Raw genomic sequence first — 14,146 nt, 5'->3', positions numbered from 1 at the left:
AGTAAAAGTACGCACCGGGCCAAACGTTCGCTGCAACGATTTATTGGGTGCCATTATAACTGTACTTCCAGGAACGATTGGTACCGCTGCTCAAGGGCCACTTTGTCAGGCCTCAAGTGCTGCCGGCGTGGCACATTGATCTTACTACCGTGCATTTCCTGAAGCCCAAACCGGAGCATTGGGCCATCCACCTCTTTCAGGATATCGCTTCTGATCTCGACCACGTAATCGGGGCGGATGCCGAGGATGTTCTGATCGAACGCAGCATGGTGCAGCTTGCACAGGGACACGCCATTGGTCACTACAGGCTCACCACCTGGATCGGAATCTGGGGTGATATGAGCAGCTTCAAGAAGAGACACATGCCGAAGCCTGCACAATGCGCATTGCTCCCGGTACGCGGCCAGCACTCGCTCGCGGAAAAGCCGCTGATGCAACCGAACTTTTACCGCAGAAGTGATGTATTTGCGGCGAGCAGCGGAACCGTCATCCGCCACCCAGTGCTCCATCGGAGTTGAGAGTGACGCCTTGTCATCAACCGCGACAGTTACGCACAACCCCTTTGGATCGTCAGCAACAATGAATGCGGGCCATGCCGCGACATACCGGCCTGGCACTACGCCATGGAAGTACACCAAGGGCCTCCTGTGCATCATTGCGGCCCGGAGGCCCACATTGTCATGATGCTGGGGATCAGTGCCCCGGTATCGATATCGCACCATACCCTCGGAAGTAAACGAGTCATCGTAGGGGCTGTTCGGTGCGGTGGTGATTGAAAGTGGAAGCTCCAATATTCTGGGCTTGAAGATTCCCTGCGGTCCGAGAAGCGGCACCCGCTCGCCTCGAAACCAAGTGCCAGCTCGTAATGGAGCGATTGGAAGGACATCACCGTGAAGTTTGGTGAGTTCGCCAAGGAATTCGAACACTTGGTTTCTGACGAGGTAATCCAAATCGGACGAATTCATTGCATCGATCTCCTACAACCGCTCGGTAGGCACTCAATGTTCGAGTTAAATGACCGCAGCGAAACGGAGTCACGCTTGAACGATTTATTAGGCGCTGCCGACCTCACGCCCAACCTCTGAACTTGGCGGCGAGGTATGGCGCACTAGCTGTGACAAGTAGAACAAGGGACCAAATGTTCCCATCTTTGAAAGTGTACGCCTCAAGTATTTGTGACCACGGTTTACCTTGGATAAGAAGTCCAAACGTAAACTCAAACGCCAAGGTGAGGCACAACCAACCAAAGCCAATGGCGACGTACCTTGCAACCGATGACCGCCCAAGCCACGGCAACGCAAAGTATGCAATTGCAAGAATGGCTCCAGACAGGAGAGTGCCGCTAAGGATGAGCCCTGGGGGTTTTCCTAGTGTTGGAATAAGGATCGCTTCTCGAAGCGTGCCATTCACAATGGCCAACACAAGAAGACCCAGCCAAATCACGAATACCTTACCAGCGACTCCGAATGCCAAAGCCCCCTCCTGTAGCACCTAACACCTGAGTTCAGCAACATGAAGTTGTTTCTCTTTCTACGCCACTTTCGGCCTCCCAATATTGGACTTCCCTCAAAACGGTAGACACTCACACGTTTTAAATTAAAGTATACGGGTGTCTATTGTTTTAGGGGAAATCCAGGCTGCAACTCGTCTCAGCAATTGGTGCAAACTTTAAGTGTTGGGCCACCACTTACATCGGTTTCATAATCAAGCCGTCCGCCTTCAACAAAGACAGGGATCGTTTGTTGTGCCCAAACCTCTGGAATAAACAATTTAGCTGCATCACCGGCAACAATTACTGTGAGATTAATTGCTATTACTGTTAAAATTATTTTTGTATATCGATCAATCATGCTTATTCTCCTCCGGATTGACTGTTTAATGTCTATGATACATAACACCTTAGCGCAGATGAGTTTGATACGAAGCCTACTTTTGCGGTAGCAAAAGTGGCTGGTGGTTCAGCCCTTCTGGAGCGAATTGTTTAATGGTTGTGTTGGCAATGCCAAAAGGAATATGCACCATTGGTATATTACCCGCCTCCGATTCAAGATGGCTTCTTTGGTCGTCAAAGAACATATGTGGTTTTAACCGAGTAAGTATTCGTTCTTTTTTCATTCCGCCTAAAAAAAATGTTTCGTTTGCGCTTACCCCCCAATGCTCCAACGTTGTTATTACTCTTTCGTGTGCTGGAGCATTTCGAGCTGTAACGATCGCTGTCCGAATAATGCGCTTGTAATTTCTGTCCTTCTCTTGTTCCTTGTCTTCAAGTTTTTGCATAAATGAAAGCTTTTGAAAAAGATCCGCAAGGGGGCCGGGTTTGTGTGGGATATGTGCGTTGGTAACTTCATAAGTTTGAAACATAGGTAAGTCGCCTCCTTTATAAATAGCTTCAGACTCATCATCTGCAATGACGCCATCGAAGTCGAACGCTATGCGAAGCTCTTCCTCTGTTTCGTCATCATTGACCTTGCTGGGCAGAACGGTGCCAGCAGGGTACTTGCTACTTATGGCTTTCTTTACATCCTTCTCGTTGGCTGACAAAAAGAGGGAAGCATTGAATGCTGGAATGTATTCATATGGAGACTCACCATCCATAAAAGCTGCGCGTGTAATGTTTAGTCCATAGTGGGCGATTGAACGGAAAACCCTCTTCCCTGTGGCGGCTGAGTTCCTAGACAAAAGCACTACTTCTACAGGCGACTGCTTCGGGAATCGTTTATTGATGTTTAAGAAACGTCGAACAAAAGGAAATGCCACTCCTTTGGCAAGTATTTTATTTAAGTTGGCTTCCTGAAATATCTTGTACGCCTTCGACCCTTTCTCAGTGAAAACGGTATGGGACTCAGAAAGATCAAAAAGTGCACTTGAAGAGACAGCGACAACGAGTTTTCTTTCAATAGGGTAAGCCATCTCTCACCTTTGTTATCGAACCATAAGTATCGGACCCAAAAGTAGCATCTGCATAGTGGCTTTTGGAACCTGATATCCCGGAACACCTCTTCACTCAACGCCTTGCGGGAGTGATATAGGTGTCGCGGCACTAAAAAATCTGCAAGGCAGCAATCAACAGTTTGAATCTCTTCGAACGCACCCGCGTGATTCCCGCCCCTCGGGCGCAGCCTGAGAGCATCCGGCACGCGCAGCGTTGTAGACTCGAAACCGCACCCTCATCACGTTCCCGCAACCGACGACCGCGTCCCTGCGACCTGCCGTACGCCGCTCCACAGGATGGTCAGCTGCTGGCGGTACATTGCGCCGATGCCGGAGGGGTTGCCGAGGCGCAGGGCGAGTGCGACGCCGTGGAAGATCGACAGCAGGGACACCATCACGATTGGCAGGTGGGTGTTGTGGGGCAGCTCGCCCTGGTCGACGGCACGCTGCAGGGCGCTGGTCAGGGTCTGTTCCAGGCCCTGGTCGGCGAGCGCCTCGATCCCCGTCTGCTCGGGGAAGGCCAGGCGGCGTTCGTTGGCGCTCAAGGGCTCGGGCGCATGCCGGGTGCGGGCGCGGGCCTGCCAGGCGATGAGTTCGCCGGCCACGCCGGGGGCCGCCTGGAACTGCCGCGCGGCCTGCTCGAAGACGTGCTGCACCGCCGTCAGGCCGCTTTCGCCGCGCGCCAGGGCCTGCTGGCCGTGCCAGGCGAGCTCCACCGACCAGAGTTGGCCGAGGTAGGCGAGCAGGTCGGTCTTCCTGGGGAAGTAATTGAAGAAGGTGGCCTCGGAGACCTCGACCTCTTCGCACAGATCGCGCACGTTCAGCTCATCGAGCGGGGTACTGCCCAGCCGGTCGCGCAGGGCGCGGGCGAGCCGCAGGCGCGTCTGATAGAACTTGCGCTCCCGCAGGGGGACCCTGACCCGCGCGGTCGGCTGGGCGGCGGGGGCGGTGGGAGCGGTGCGCGTATCATCGGACATCGGCGGCGGCATGGTCTGGTCTCCGAGCGGGGGCTTCATTTATAGCGCACCCCAAAGTTTGATGCCAGGCCGGTTTGAATGCGGTCCCGATCAAACTTCCTAACAAACTGATTATACAAGTAATTATATCGACATTTAGGGCCTGACAGAGGCGCCGCCTTGGCGTACCATAGCGGCGCACCTTCTTACTGGCGTGCGCGGCGGCCTGCCCGGGCGTCGCCATGACCCCGGAAATTTTGTGGATCTGACGCTTCTAGCCCCTGTCCTGATCGGTCTCGCCGCCTCGCTGCATTGCATCGGCATGTGCGGCGGCATCATCGGGGCCTTGAGCCTGAGCCTCCCGCCGGAGGTACGGGCCAACAAACCGCTGCTGCTGACCTACACCCTGTCCTACAGCCTCGGGCGCATCACCAGTTACGCCCTGGCCGGCGCGCTGGTCGGCAGTCTCGGCCAGGGCCTGTTCGGCACCCTCAGCCCGACCTATGGCCACACCCTGCTGCGGGTGTTCGCGGCCCTGCTGCTGATCGGCATGGGCTTTTATCTGGCCGGCTGGTTCTCCCGCTTCGCCCACCTGGAAAGGATTGGGGTGCCGCTGTGGCGGCACATCGAACCCATCGGTCAGCGCCTGCTGCCGGTGCGGTCGCCGTTACGGGCCATGGCCTTCGGACTGATCTGGGGCTGGCTGCCCTGCGGTCTGGTGTATTCCACGCTGTTGTGGTCGGCCGCCGCCGGTGACCCGTTCAAGGGCGCGCTCTATATGACGGCCTTCGGCCTGGGTACCCTCCCGTCGGTGCTCACCGCCGGCCTGCTCGCCGGCTGGGCGGCACGCCTGCCCCGGATCCCGGCGGTACGGACGCTGATCGGCCTGAGTCTGATCCTGTTCGGTATCGGGAGCCTTTGGTTTGCCCCCGGAGAGCATGTGGGACATGCCCCGGGAACCGCGCCAAATGACTCAGGTCATATACACTTCCAGGACTAACAGTGATAGTGTTGGCAAGCGTGTTTTTTTTGACGGTAGTGGGGGGCGACAGGCCATGGGCGAGATCGACGAAAGCGTAATAGGTGGGGCACCGGCATTCGCAGCCGTACTGCGCGCCGCACGGCTGGTGGCCGTGACCGATGCGCCGGTTCTCATCCATGGTGAAAGCGGCACCGGCAAGGAATTGCTGGCCAGTGCGGTGCATCGCGACAGCCCGCGTTCCAAACACCCCTTCATCGCCGTGAACTGTGCGGCGATCCCCGAGGGCCTGGCGGAATCCCTGCTGTACGGCCACCGCCGCGGCGCCTTCACCGGTGCGGTCACCGACCAGTCCGGCTATATCCTGCAGGCGGACGGCGGTACGTTGTTTCTGGACGAGGTGGCCGAGCTGCCCATGGCCACCCAGGCCAAGCTGCTGCGCTTCCTCGAATCCGGTGAATACCAGCCGGTCGGCCACTACACGCTGCAGCGTGCCGACGTACGCATCGTCGCCGCCACCAACCGTGATCTGCTGAATGAGGTGGACGCCGGCCGCTTCCGCCGCGATCTCTACTACCGCCTGAACGTCGTACCGCTCAACCTGCCGCCGCTGCGGGAACGTGTCGAAGACATCCCACCGCTGCTGAAATTCCACAGCGCGGCCCTCGCTGAGCGGTATGAACTGGCGCCGCCACGGTACAGTGCGCGCAGCCTGCGGACACTCAAACAGTACGGTTGGCCGGGGAATGTGCGCGAGCTGCGCAACCTGTGCGAACGCATGCTCATTCTGTGCAGCGGCCGCACCATCGAACCGGAAAATCTGCCCCTCGAAATCGTCCAACCGGCACCCCAGCCGACCGGCATGGAAGTATTCAGCCTGCCCGCCGAGGGCGTGCATCTCGAGAAGCTGGAGATCGGCCTGATCCGCCAGGCGCTGGCGCAGGCCCGTGGTAACCGCTCGCAGGCCGCCCGTCTGCTGGGCCTGACGCGCGATACCCTGCTTTATCGCCTGAAGAAATACGCTATCCAGTGACACCTCGCGCAGGGCCGCCCTTGACGGTGGCCCTGCGCGCATGCCTTAGCGGCGCGAAACCCAGTAATAACCCATATTAGCCACGGAAGCACACGGAAATACACGGAAGCTTGGGATGTGGTAGCGTCTCGCGTACCTCACCCTCTCGATCTTGTCCGTGTATTTCCGTGTGCTTCCGTGGCCAACCCGTCTTTGTTGCCTCTTGCCTCTTGCCTCTTGCCTCTTGCCTCTTGCCTCTTGCCTCTTGCCTCTTGCCTCTTGCCTCTTGCCTCTTGCCTCTTGCCTCTTGCCTCTTGCCTCTTGCCGCCGGCCCCGTCTCAGTGGCTGGTACCCTCGGAATAGCGCGTCTTGTTCCAGACGTTGTACTTGCCCGAAGGTTTCTTCATCGGGATGCGCTTGACCTCTTCGAGCGTGGTGGCGTCGTAGACGATCACTGCGCCGTCCATCTCCCAGATACTCAGCAGGGCGTACTTGCCGTCGCGGGTGAATTCCACATGCGCCGCCGTCTTGCCGGGCGCCGGGCGCAGCGTCTTGACGATCTCCAGCGTGCGCTTGTCGATCACGTGCACGGCATCCTTGTTCGGACCGAAGAACACATCGACCCAGGCATAGGGTGAATTCTCGTGGCTGCGCATGAAGAAACCCGGACCCAGGGTTTTGATGCGCTTGATGGTCTTCCAGTCGGTGAGATCGATGACACTCACCTCGCCCTTGGCGAGATTCGGTGTCGCCAGCACACGGCGGTCCTGGTATTCAAAGGTGATGCCCGAACCGAGATGTGGCATGCCGTCCAGGTCGAGGTCGGCGATCTTGCGGCCCACATAGAGATTCACCACCTGGCCATTCTTGGCGTTGCGCGCGGCACCCATCAGGTGGGTGTAGCCGGGATCGAAGAAGAAATCGTCGAGATAGTCGTCGAGCTTGATGGACTTGATCGGGAACCGGCCCTTCTCAGCCAGACCCTCCATGTACTGGTAGTCATGCACCATGCCACGGAACACCGGCTCCGGGTTGTCCGAATAGTTGATCTCCCAGACCTCGGGCAGATCCTTCAATGCGACGATGAAACTCGATCGCGGCGGCGCCGTGTAGACCGCGCTCACCCGCGAGCTGTTGCCGTGATCGTCCTGCACCGGGATCACGCGGATGGGCTCGAGGTTGCGGGCATCCAGCAGTACCAGGCTGTGGGGCAGGTAGTTGCCGACCAGCACGTAGCGGCCGTCGTGCGATACCGCCAGGTTGCGGGTGTTGATGCCGGCACGGATCTCCGCCACTGTCTTGAGGTTGTAGATGTCGAACTTGCTGATCCAGCCGTCACGCGAGGCGAAATACACATAGCGGCCGCTGGGCGAATATTTCGGCCCGCCGTGCAGGGCGAAGCGCGTCTGGAAGCGGTGAATGGGTTCGAAGGTGTCGCCGTTCAGCAGCGTCGCATGGTGATCGCCCAACTCGACCACGATGAACAGATTCATCAGATCGGCCTCGAACACCGGTTTGTCCGGCAACGAACCGTAGGGATGCGGGACGACGTGGCTCGCCTCGATGTCCTGCAGCGTCCATTGCGGCGCGACCGCCGGCACGGAGAACGCGTAGTCCGCCAGTGATGCGATCTCTTCGGGCTTGAGTTTATCGGCAAACCCCGGCATCTGCGTCGCCGGCCGGCCGTTGGCGATCACATCAGCAGCCTCACCCGGCTTCAGACGGCCGAGGTTCTCCGGCAACAACGCTGGCCCCATGCCCCCGAGCCGCTCGGCACCGTGGCATTCCGCGCAGTGCTGCTGGTAGAGCGATTTGACGTCGGGTCCGGCATAGGTGGCAGTTGCAACGCACGCAACCGGGAAAAGACCCATTTTAACCACGAAGGACACCAAGGACACGAAGCGGGATGATTGTGAAAACATGGGTTGCTCAGTTCCTGTAGGTCAGGTTGGCGCAGCATAACCCGACGACATTCCGTGTGAGGTGTCGGATTACGGCGCTGCGCGCCTAATCCGGCCTGCATATCACACCTTCGTGTCCTTGGTGTCCTTCGTGGTTGAAGTTCATTTCATGCCGAATGGATACGGACGGTGCGGCGATAGGGTGTGACTTGCAGGCGTTCATGGTCGCCGCTGGCGCCGATCTCCTCGTCGGTGAGGTAGCAGGCGGGGTCTTCCTGCCAGGGGTCGCCGGTCAGTTGCCAGGCACGCACGCGGGTGTTGCCGCCGCAGATATCCAGATACCGGCATTCACCGCAACGGCCCTTGACCGGGCGTGGCTGTTGCTTGAAGCCGGCCATGAGTGGATCGCTGGTGTCCTGCCAGATCTGCGAGAAGGGCCGCTCCCGGACGTTGCCGAGATCGTAGTCCCACCAGAAGGTATCGGGATGCACGTTGCCGAGGTTGTCGATGTTCGCCACCCACAGACCGGAGGCGTTGCCGCCCCATTGCGCCAGCCGCGCGCGCATGGTCTCGGCCTGATCGGGGAAATTGCGCTGTACCCAGTGCAGCAGATAGACGCCGTCGGCATCGTTGTTGCCGGTGACGTACTCGTGCACGCGCCCTGCCTGGAGGCCGGCCCAGCAGCGGTCGAACAACATGTCCATGGTGCGGCGGGTATGCTGGTGCACCACGTCGTCTTTGCGATTGCGATTGCCGCGCCCGGCGTAATTCAGGTGCGAGAGATAGAACTTGTCGATGTCCAGCGCATCCATCAGATCCAGGATGGCCGGCAGTTCCTCGGCGTTGTCCTGGGTGAGGGTGAAGCGCAGACCGACCTTGATGCCATGCTCCTGACATAGCTTTATGCCATGCATGGAGGCATCGAAGGCACCCTCGAGACGGCGGAACTTGTCGTGTGTCGCGCGCAGACCGTCGATGCTGATACCGACGTAGTCGTAGCCGACCGCGGCGATACGTTCGATGTTGTTCTCATCGATGAGCGTGCCGTTGGTGGACAGACCGACATAAAAGCCCATGTCTTTGGCGCGTTTCGAGATCGCGTAGATGTCCGGTCGCAGCAGCGGTTCGCCACCGGACAGGATCAGTACCGGCACGCCGAAGGTCTTGAGGTCATCCATGACCGCGTAGACCTCCTCGGTGGTCAGCTCACCGGGGAAATCGTGATCGGCGGAGATGGAATAGCAGTGCTTGCAGGCCAGGTTGCAACGCCGTATCAGATTCCAGATCACCACCGGCCCGGGCGGCGTGCGCTTCGGACCAAGCGGCGTGCCGTCAGCCAGCGCCTGCATGTATTGGGTGACCCGGAACATGGGCATTCTCCTGATCGGGTGTCTTTGTGAACCACCAAAAAAGAATTGGAACCGCCAAGACGCCAAGACCGCCAAGGAAAACCTGTTTCAACCGCCAAGGCGCCAAGACGCCAAGAAAATCTTTATTCATGAAAAATCTTGGCGTCTTGGCGCCTTGGCGGTTCGCTAATCTTTCTTGGCGTTCTTGGCGTCTTGGCGGTTCACTAGTTTTCCCTGGTGGTTCAAAACAACGAATACATCACTCTGTGACCAAACGCATGCCTGTCTTTTTCAGGATGCGAGTGCTGAACAGTACGTCGTGGTCGCGCACTGCGCTACCGAGCTGTTCGGCGATGCGCGACACCTGCATCATCACCTCGGCCCGGTCGTGGCCGTGCACCATGGCGAACAGGTTGTACGGCCAGTGCGGCAGGTGGCGCGGCCGGTGATAACAGTGGCTGACGAATGGCAGTGCGCCGATGCGCTGGCCCAACTCGCGGACGGCGGCGTCAGGTACGTCCCAGACGGACATGCCGTTACCGCGGTAACCGAGGCGGTAATGATTGGGTACGGCACCGATGCGGCGGATCACACCGTCGCCTTGCAGGCGTCGCAGGCGGGTCATCACCTCGGCGACGGGCAGCTCGAGCCGCTCGGCGAGCCGGTGATAGGGCTGCGGATCCAGCGGCAGTCCGCCCTGGGTCGCGACAATGAGGCGGCGGTCGATGGCGTCGATCAGCGGGGAAATCTGCTGCGGCTCGAGAACGGCGGACATGGTTACACTCGGAATTTCAGACCCACGAAGAATTCCTCCTTCTTGGGCATGTTGAAGACGGGATAGCCGGTAATACGCTCGATCTCGCGGATCACGACGGGGATGCGCTGCGGCGTCTCGGTGGCGAGTACGAACCACATGTTGAGCTCGTGATCGCGCGCGTAATTGTGCGCGACCTCGGGAAAGGCGTTGACCTGTTCGGTGACACGCTCGAAATCGGCCGGTGCGACCGCGATCGCCGCCAGCGTCAGCGCGCCACCGAGGCGCTCGGCATGGTACATCGGCCCGAAACGGCTGAGGATACCGGTATCCAGGAGGGCCTGAAGCCGCGCGATCAGGGTCGCCTCGTCGGTGTCGAGTTCGGCGGCGACCTCCGCGTAGGGGTGCTCGCTGATGGGGAAGCCGTCCTGCAGCCGGTTGATGATGCGCCGGTCGAGTGCATCCAGTTCGACCGGGGCATCGATCACGGCAGCGGTGCTCATGACGACACCGCCTCGCGGCGTGCGGCGTTTCGGTAGTGTGCCCCGCGCTGCTTGAAGCGGCGACCGCTGAACAGAATGGCGTGCGGGATGGCCTCCAGCTGGCAGCACTGTACCAGCTGGCGTACCTTGCCCCGGACTTCCTCGCGGTCACGGCCGTGAATCATGCAAAACAGGTTGTAGGGCCAGTCCACGCCCTGGCGCGGGCGACGGTAGCACAGGGTGATGAATTCGAAGCGGCTGAGGCAACGGCCGAGTTCGTCGACCTGCTCATCCGGCACGTCCCAGACGACCATGCCGTTGGCGCGATAGCCGAGCTCGCGGTGGCGCACCACCGCACCCATGCGCTTGATGACACCGCGGTCTTGCAACGATTGCAGGCGCTCGATCACCGCCTGTTCGGTTTCACCCGTCTGCGTGGCCAGTTGCGCAAAGGGCCGCGACACCAGCGGCAGGCCGCCCTGGATGGCTCCGATCAGGGCGAGGTCGGCCGCGCTCAGGGCGACGCGCACATCGGTACGGCCGAAACGCTGTTGGGGGCTGTTCATGTCCATTTCAGGTCAAATCCCAGGTCGATGTGGTAATCCTCCAGCATCGGTAATGGCATAACCTTGATATCAGTCAATTCTTCGATGTTTGCCAGGACGGCAGACAGCTCGGCGTCAGTGGCGGCGGTGGCCACGAACCACAGGTTGAAGTCGTGTTCCCGTTCGTAGTTGTGGTTGACCGCCGCGAAGCTGGTGACGATGTCCGCGACCGCCTCCAGCCGCTCTTCCGGAACGGCCATGGCCGCCAGCGTCGACACTCCCACCGCATGGGTGCGAAACACCGGCCCGACCCGGCTGATGACGCCGAGTTGCTGCAAGCGCCCCAGCGCCACCAGCACGGCCTCCTCGGTACTGTCCAGCGCCGCCGCCATGTCCGCATAGGGCGTCGGCGACAGCGGCAGCGTCTGCTGGTAACGATCCAGCAGGCGGCGCTCCAGGTCGGTCAATTCGGCACGGCGGTCCATTTCACATCTCATGCGTCGGCAATTTCAACCACAAAGGACACGAAGGACACAAAGCAAAGACTTCTGCAAACATGAAACCAATACCGTGGCTGCACACTACGGGCATAACCTGAGGCCGTACGGCCCTTGGCCCACCTTTGTGTCCTTCGTGGTTCAAATTTCACAGGCTCTCGTCACAATCCGATCTCGTGCGCGCGGTGGGTGAAGAAGATGCCGCTGGGCTTGCGGGCGGGCAGCGAACCGATACGTGCGAAGGTCCGGGTGTCGAAGATGTCGATGCGATCCTCGTCGCGGACGGAGACCCAGACGGCCTCACCGCGCGGGGTGAATTCGAGATGCAGCACCGCCTTGCCGGGCGTGAGGCTGCGCACGACCTGCAGCGTGTCGACGTCGATGACCTGCACGGTATCGTTGCGCGGGTGGGCGAAGTTCACCCACACCTGGCGGGCGTCGGGGCGACCGATCACGAACACCGGCTGGCCGTGCACCGGGATACGGGCGACCTCCTTCCAGGTGGCGCGTTCGATGACCAGCACGGCGTGCAGACCGACGGCCGGGACGAAGAGATAGTCCCCGGCCAGCGCCCAGCCCTGCAGGTGCGGCATCTTGAAGACCGGCAAGCGCTCCTGGCCGCGTCCGTAGTCCGGCAGGACGCGCTGTACGCCGGCTTCGGGATGCCAGAGGTCGAGTTGTGCCAGGCCGTCCTCGCCGAACAGGCCGGCCAGATAGTAGCGGCCGTGGCCGAGTACCAGGCCGTCGTAGGGCTCGCGACCGATGTCGGAGAACCGGGTCAGCTGCGGGCGGGTCGGCTCGCTGAGGTCGGCGACCCAGATCTCGCCGCTCTCGAACAGGCTGAACACGAACTGCTGCCCCGGCGCATCGGCGAGGCCCACGACCTTCACGCCGGTGGGGATGTCGGCGACCTGCTCCAGGGTGTCGGCGTCGAACACCTTGACGCCACCCGGCTCGTAGTTGGATACGGCGATCAGCCGGCCGTCCTGGGAGATGGCGCCACCGATGCTGTTGCCGGCCTGGATGATGCGTTTCGTGATACGCGCGGTGAGCAGATCGACCTTGGTCAGGCCACCGTCACGGCCGAACACGTAAGCGTAGCGCGCATCGCGCGAGTACACCACCGAGGCATGCGACAGATCGCCCAGCCCCTCCACCCGCGCCAGCGTCGCAGTATGCGTGGTGTCGACGATCAGCACACTGCCCGTGGCGCGCTCGATGACCACCCCGAGATCACCTGTCCCCCGCAGCGGCGCCGCGGCGCAGCCGATCAGCAGTGCGGTGAGCAGGATCAACCACAAAGGACACGAAGGACACAAAGTGAACATATTCTTATGGGGGTATGCAGACATAGGCTCGCTCACTCGAACAGTCAACTGGCCTTCTGCCAGTCAACGCTGTGCCATCTTATCAAGGCATTTCCGGATGTTTTTCTTGGTGCCCTGCGTGTCCTTTGTGGTTGACGAATTCACTCTGGACCTTCTCGAAGCTGTTCGACCAGCCATTCCGCTTCGGCCTTGGTCAGCAGGCTGCGCCAGGGGGGCATGGCGGTACCGGGGCGGCCTTCGAGAATGGCGGCAATCAGCAGGCCGTCGGGCTTGCCGTTGAGATTGGCCGGCAGCAGCGCCGGGCCCAGGCCGCCCTTCATGGTCATGCCGTGACAGGAACCGCAGTCCTGCTCGAGCAGATTCCGCAACTCGGCCTGGCGCGCCGGCTCGATCGCCGCCGCGGCGCTACAGATCGAAACGACGACCGCCGCCAACGCCATGCGTAGGATACGCCGACGTAGGGTGCATCGGCGTAGGGTGCGTCGAGACGAAGTCTGACGCACCGGTGCGCTGCAGTCATGGTGCGTCGCTGCGCCGACGCACCCTACGCCGACGCACTCTACATCGGTGCACCCTGCACCGACTACGGCCTTGAGATTCTCCGCACCCGCGTCAGCCGTGCGCACCACAGTCCGCATAGTCATCATTCACCAGCGCCTCACCGAACCAATCCAGCTCGCCGGCCAGACTCACCACGTTGCCGATGATCACCAGTGCCGGCGAGACCACCCGCTCGGCGGCTGCGGTCGCCGCCAGGCCATCGAGACGGGTAAGCAGGCGCCGTTGCCGCGGTGTGCTGCCGTTCTCGATCAGCGCGGCCGGCGTGTCTGCCGCCAGCCCGGCCATGATGAGATTGTCCTGGGCTTCGGCCAGATTTGCCAGGCCCATGTAGATGACCAGCGTGGTGTTGGGATCGGCGAGACTGTGCCAATCCAGCTCCAGCGGCTGATCCGCGCGGCAGTGGCCGGTAATGAAGCGCACACTGCCGGCCAGGCCGCGGTGCGTCAGCGGGATGCCCGCATAGGTGGTGCAGGCCGAGGCAGCAGTAATACCGGGCACGATCTCGAAGCGCACGCCCGCGCGCGCCAGATGCAGTGCCTCTTCGCTGCCGCGGCCGAAGATGAGTGGATCGCCGCCCTTGAGGCGCACGACCGTGCGGGCACGACAGCCCAGGTTCGCCAGGAGTTCGTTGATGTCCTCCTGCGGCATGTGATGATTACCGGACGCCTTGCCGACGAAGATGCGGCTGGTGCCGGTGGGAATGAGCGCGAGGATTTCCCGCGAGACCAGGCGGTCGTAGACCACTACATCGGCCTCCTGCAGGAGACGATGGGCCTTGAGAGTCAGGAGATCGGGATCGCCGGGACCGGCACCGACCAGATAAACACAGGCTTCAGACATGGTTCCCCCTT

The 14,146-nt window shown here is 60.6% G+C and carries 16 protein-coding genes; 3 read left to right on the top strand and 13 right to left on the bottom strand.

What is annotated here, in order from left to right:
- Positions 1-53: 53 nt before the first annotated feature.
- The 4 genes from K8I04_15675 to K8I04_15660 all read right to left on the bottom strand — a co-directional run bounded on the left by K8I04_15675 (position 54) and on the right by K8I04_15660 (position 3,947).
- The gene (locus tag K8I04_15675) at positions 54-965 is read right to left on the bottom strand and encodes an HNH endonuclease (GenBank protein ID MBZ0073156.1); all 912 of its coding nucleotides are present in this window, start codon (positions 963-965) and stop codon (positions 54-56) included.
- Between the two features lie 684 nt (positions 966-1,649).
- Positions 1,650-1,850: a hypothetical protein gene (locus K8I04_15670; GenBank protein MBZ0073155.1), complete on the bottom strand. Its 201-nt coding sequence runs from the start codon at positions 1,848-1,850 to the stop codon at positions 1,650-1,652.
- 76 nt (positions 1,851-1,926) lie between these two features.
- Positions 1,927-2,910 carry a 5'-nucleotidase gene (locus tag K8I04_15665; protein ID MBZ0073154.1) on the bottom strand — a complete coding sequence of 328 codons (984 nt, stop codon included), beginning with the start codon at positions 2,908-2,910 and terminating at the stop codon, positions 1,927-1,929.
- A gap of 260 nt (positions 2,911-3,170) precedes the next feature.
- Positions 3,171-3,947: a TetR/AcrR family transcriptional regulator gene (locus K8I04_15660; GenBank protein ID MBZ0073153.1), complete on the bottom strand. Its 777-nt coding sequence runs from the start codon at positions 3,945-3,947 to the stop codon at positions 3,171-3,173.
- A gap of 262 nt (positions 3,948-4,209) precedes the next feature.
- Here K8I04_15660 and K8I04_15655 point away from each other — a divergent pair, with 262 nt between their 5' ends.
- On the top strand, positions 4,210-4,887 hold the full coding sequence (locus K8I04_15655; protein ID MBZ0073152.1) for a sulfite exporter TauE/SafE family protein: 678 nt from the start codon (positions 4,210-4,212) through the stop codon (positions 4,885-4,887).
- Positions 4,888-4,942: 55 nt separating this feature from the next.
- Positions 4,943-5,899 (top strand): sigma-54 dependent transcriptional regulator, encoded by a 957-nt coding sequence (locus K8I04_15650; protein ID MBZ0073151.1) that lies wholly within the window; start codon positions 4,943-4,945, stop codon positions 5,897-5,899.
- 317 nt (positions 5,900-6,216) lie between these two features.
- Here the strand turns inward: K8I04_15650 and K8I04_15645 are convergent, their stop codons facing one another.
- Entirely contained in the window at positions 6,217-7,749 is a 1,533-nt protein-coding gene (locus K8I04_15645) for a nitrite reductase (protein MBZ0073150.1), read from the bottom strand.
- Positions 7,750-7,946: 197 nt separating this feature from the next.
- Entirely contained in the window at positions 7,947-9,149 is a 1,203-nt protein-coding gene (gene nirJ, locus K8I04_15640; protein MBZ0073149.1) for a heme d1 biosynthesis radical SAM protein NirJ, read from the bottom strand.
- Here nirJ and K8I04_15635 point away from each other — a divergent pair.
- The gene (locus K8I04_15635) at positions 9,148-9,318 is read left to right on the top strand and encodes a hypothetical protein (GenBank protein MBZ0073148.1); all 171 of its coding nucleotides are present in this window, start codon (positions 9,148-9,150) and stop codon (positions 9,316-9,318) included. The genes nirJ and K8I04_15635 overlap by 2 nt on opposite strands.
- A gap of 69 nt (positions 9,319-9,387) precedes the next feature.
- Here K8I04_15635 and K8I04_15630 read toward each other — a convergent pair whose 3' ends face one another.
- The 7 genes from K8I04_15630 to cobA form a co-directional block, all read right to left on the bottom strand.
- Complete coding sequence (locus tag K8I04_15630) at positions 9,388-9,903, bottom strand: Lrp/AsnC family transcriptional regulator (protein ID MBZ0073147.1); 516 nt, start codon at positions 9,901-9,903, stop codon at positions 9,388-9,390.
- Between the two features lie 2 nt (positions 9,904-9,905).
- The gene (locus tag K8I04_15625; GenBank protein MBZ0073146.1) at positions 9,906-10,385 is read right to left on the bottom strand and encodes an Lrp/AsnC family transcriptional regulator; all 480 of its coding nucleotides are present in this window, start codon (positions 10,383-10,385) and stop codon (positions 9,906-9,908) included.
- The gene (locus K8I04_15620) at positions 10,382-10,930 is read right to left on the bottom strand and encodes an AsnC family protein (GenBank protein MBZ0073145.1); all 549 of its coding nucleotides are present in this window, start codon (positions 10,928-10,930) and stop codon (positions 10,382-10,384) included. The genes K8I04_15625 and K8I04_15620 overlap by 4 nt, the downstream gene beginning before the upstream one ends.
- A complete protein-coding gene (locus tag K8I04_15615) occupies positions 10,927-11,394 on the bottom strand; it encodes an Lrp/AsnC family transcriptional regulator (protein MBZ0073144.1) in 468 nt (155 codons plus the stop codon). Before K8I04_15615 ends, K8I04_15620 begins: the two co-directional genes overlap by 4 nt.
- Before the next feature lie 173 nt (positions 11,395-11,567).
- Positions 11,568-12,734 carry a protein nirF gene (locus K8I04_15610; protein ID MBZ0073143.1) on the bottom strand — a complete coding sequence of 389 codons (1,167 nt, stop codon included), beginning with the start codon at positions 12,732-12,734 and terminating at the stop codon, positions 11,568-11,570.
- A gap of 140 nt (positions 12,735-12,874) precedes the next feature.
- Entirely contained in the window at positions 12,875-13,174 is a 300-nt protein-coding gene (locus tag K8I04_15605) for a cytochrome c (GenBank protein ID MBZ0073142.1), read from the bottom strand.
- Positions 13,175-13,346: 172 nt separating this feature from the next.
- On the bottom strand, positions 13,347-14,135 hold the full coding sequence (gene cobA / locus K8I04_15600; GenBank protein ID MBZ0073141.1) for a uroporphyrinogen-III C-methyltransferase: 789 nt from the start codon (positions 14,133-14,135) through the stop codon (positions 13,347-13,349).
- Between the last annotated feature and the right edge of the window lie 11 nt (positions 14,136-14,146).

It is taken from the genome of Gammaproteobacteria bacterium (assembly GCA_019911805.1).
GTDB lineage: Bacteria > Pseudomonadota > Gammaproteobacteria > Thiohalobacterales > Thiohalobacteraceae > JAHJQQ01.
The sequence above is the reverse complement of the archived record's forward strand: the minus strand, read 5'-3'. Positions and strand labels throughout refer to the sequence as shown.

Bases quoted from the DNA above. Each gene is read 5' to 3' on its own strand.
- K8I04_15635 (MBZ0073148.1), top strand. From the start codon at position 9,148: ATGGGCATTCTCCTGATCGGGTGTCTTTGTGAACCACCAAAAAAGAAT.
- K8I04_15615 (MBZ0073144.1), bottom strand. From the start codon at position 11,394: ATGGACCGCCGTGCCGAATTGACCGACCTGGAGCGCCGCCTGCTGGAT.
- K8I04_15625 (MBZ0073146.1), bottom strand. From the start codon at position 10,385: ATGAGCACCGCTGCCGTGATCGATGCCCCGGTCGAACTGGATGCACTC.
- K8I04_15620 (MBZ0073145.1), bottom strand. From the start codon at position 10,930: ATGAACAGCCCCCAACAGCGTTTCGGCCGTACCGATGTGCGCGTCGCC.
- K8I04_15665 (MBZ0073154.1), bottom strand. From the start codon at position 2,910: ATGGCTTACCCTATTGAAAGAAAACTCGTTGTCGCTGTCTCTTCAAGT.
- K8I04_15660 (MBZ0073153.1), bottom strand. From the start codon at position 3,947: ATGAAGCCCCCGCTCGGAGACCAGACCATGCCGCCGCCGATGTCCGAT.
- K8I04_15645 (MBZ0073150.1), bottom strand. From the start codon at position 7,749: ATGGGTCTTTTCCCGGTTGCGTGCGTTGCAACTGCCACCTATGCCGGA.
- K8I04_15655 (MBZ0073152.1), top strand. From the start codon at position 4,210: ATGTGCGGCGGCATCATCGGGGCCTTGAGCCTGAGCCTCCCGCCGGAG.
- K8I04_15630 (MBZ0073147.1), bottom strand. From the start codon at position 9,903: ATGTCCGCCGTTCTCGAGCCGCAGCAGATTTCCCCGCTGATCGACGCC.
- K8I04_15670 (MBZ0073155.1), bottom strand. From the start codon at position 1,850: ATGATTGATCGATATACAAAAATAATTTTAACAGTAATAGCAATTAAT.
- cobA (MBZ0073141.1), bottom strand. From the start codon at position 14,135: ATGTCTGAAGCCTGTGTTTATCTGGTCGGTGCCGGTCCCGGCGATCCC.
- nirJ (MBZ0073149.1), bottom strand. From the start codon at position 9,149: ATGTTCCGGGTCACCCAATACATGCAGGCGCTGGCTGACGGCACGCCG.
- K8I04_15610 (MBZ0073143.1), bottom strand. From the start codon at position 12,734: ATGTTCACTTTGTGTCCTTCGTGTCCTTTGTGGTTGATCCTGCTCACC.
- K8I04_15605 (MBZ0073142.1), bottom strand. From the start codon at position 13,174: ATGGCGTTGGCGGCGGTCGTCGTTTCGATCTGTAGCGCCGCGGCGGCG.
- K8I04_15675 (MBZ0073156.1), bottom strand. From the start codon at position 965: ATGAATTCGTCCGATTTGGATTACCTCGTCAGAAACCAAGTGTTCGAA.
- K8I04_15650 (MBZ0073151.1), top strand. From the start codon at position 4,943: ATGGGCGAGATCGACGAAAGCGTAATAGGTGGGGCACCGGCATTCGCA.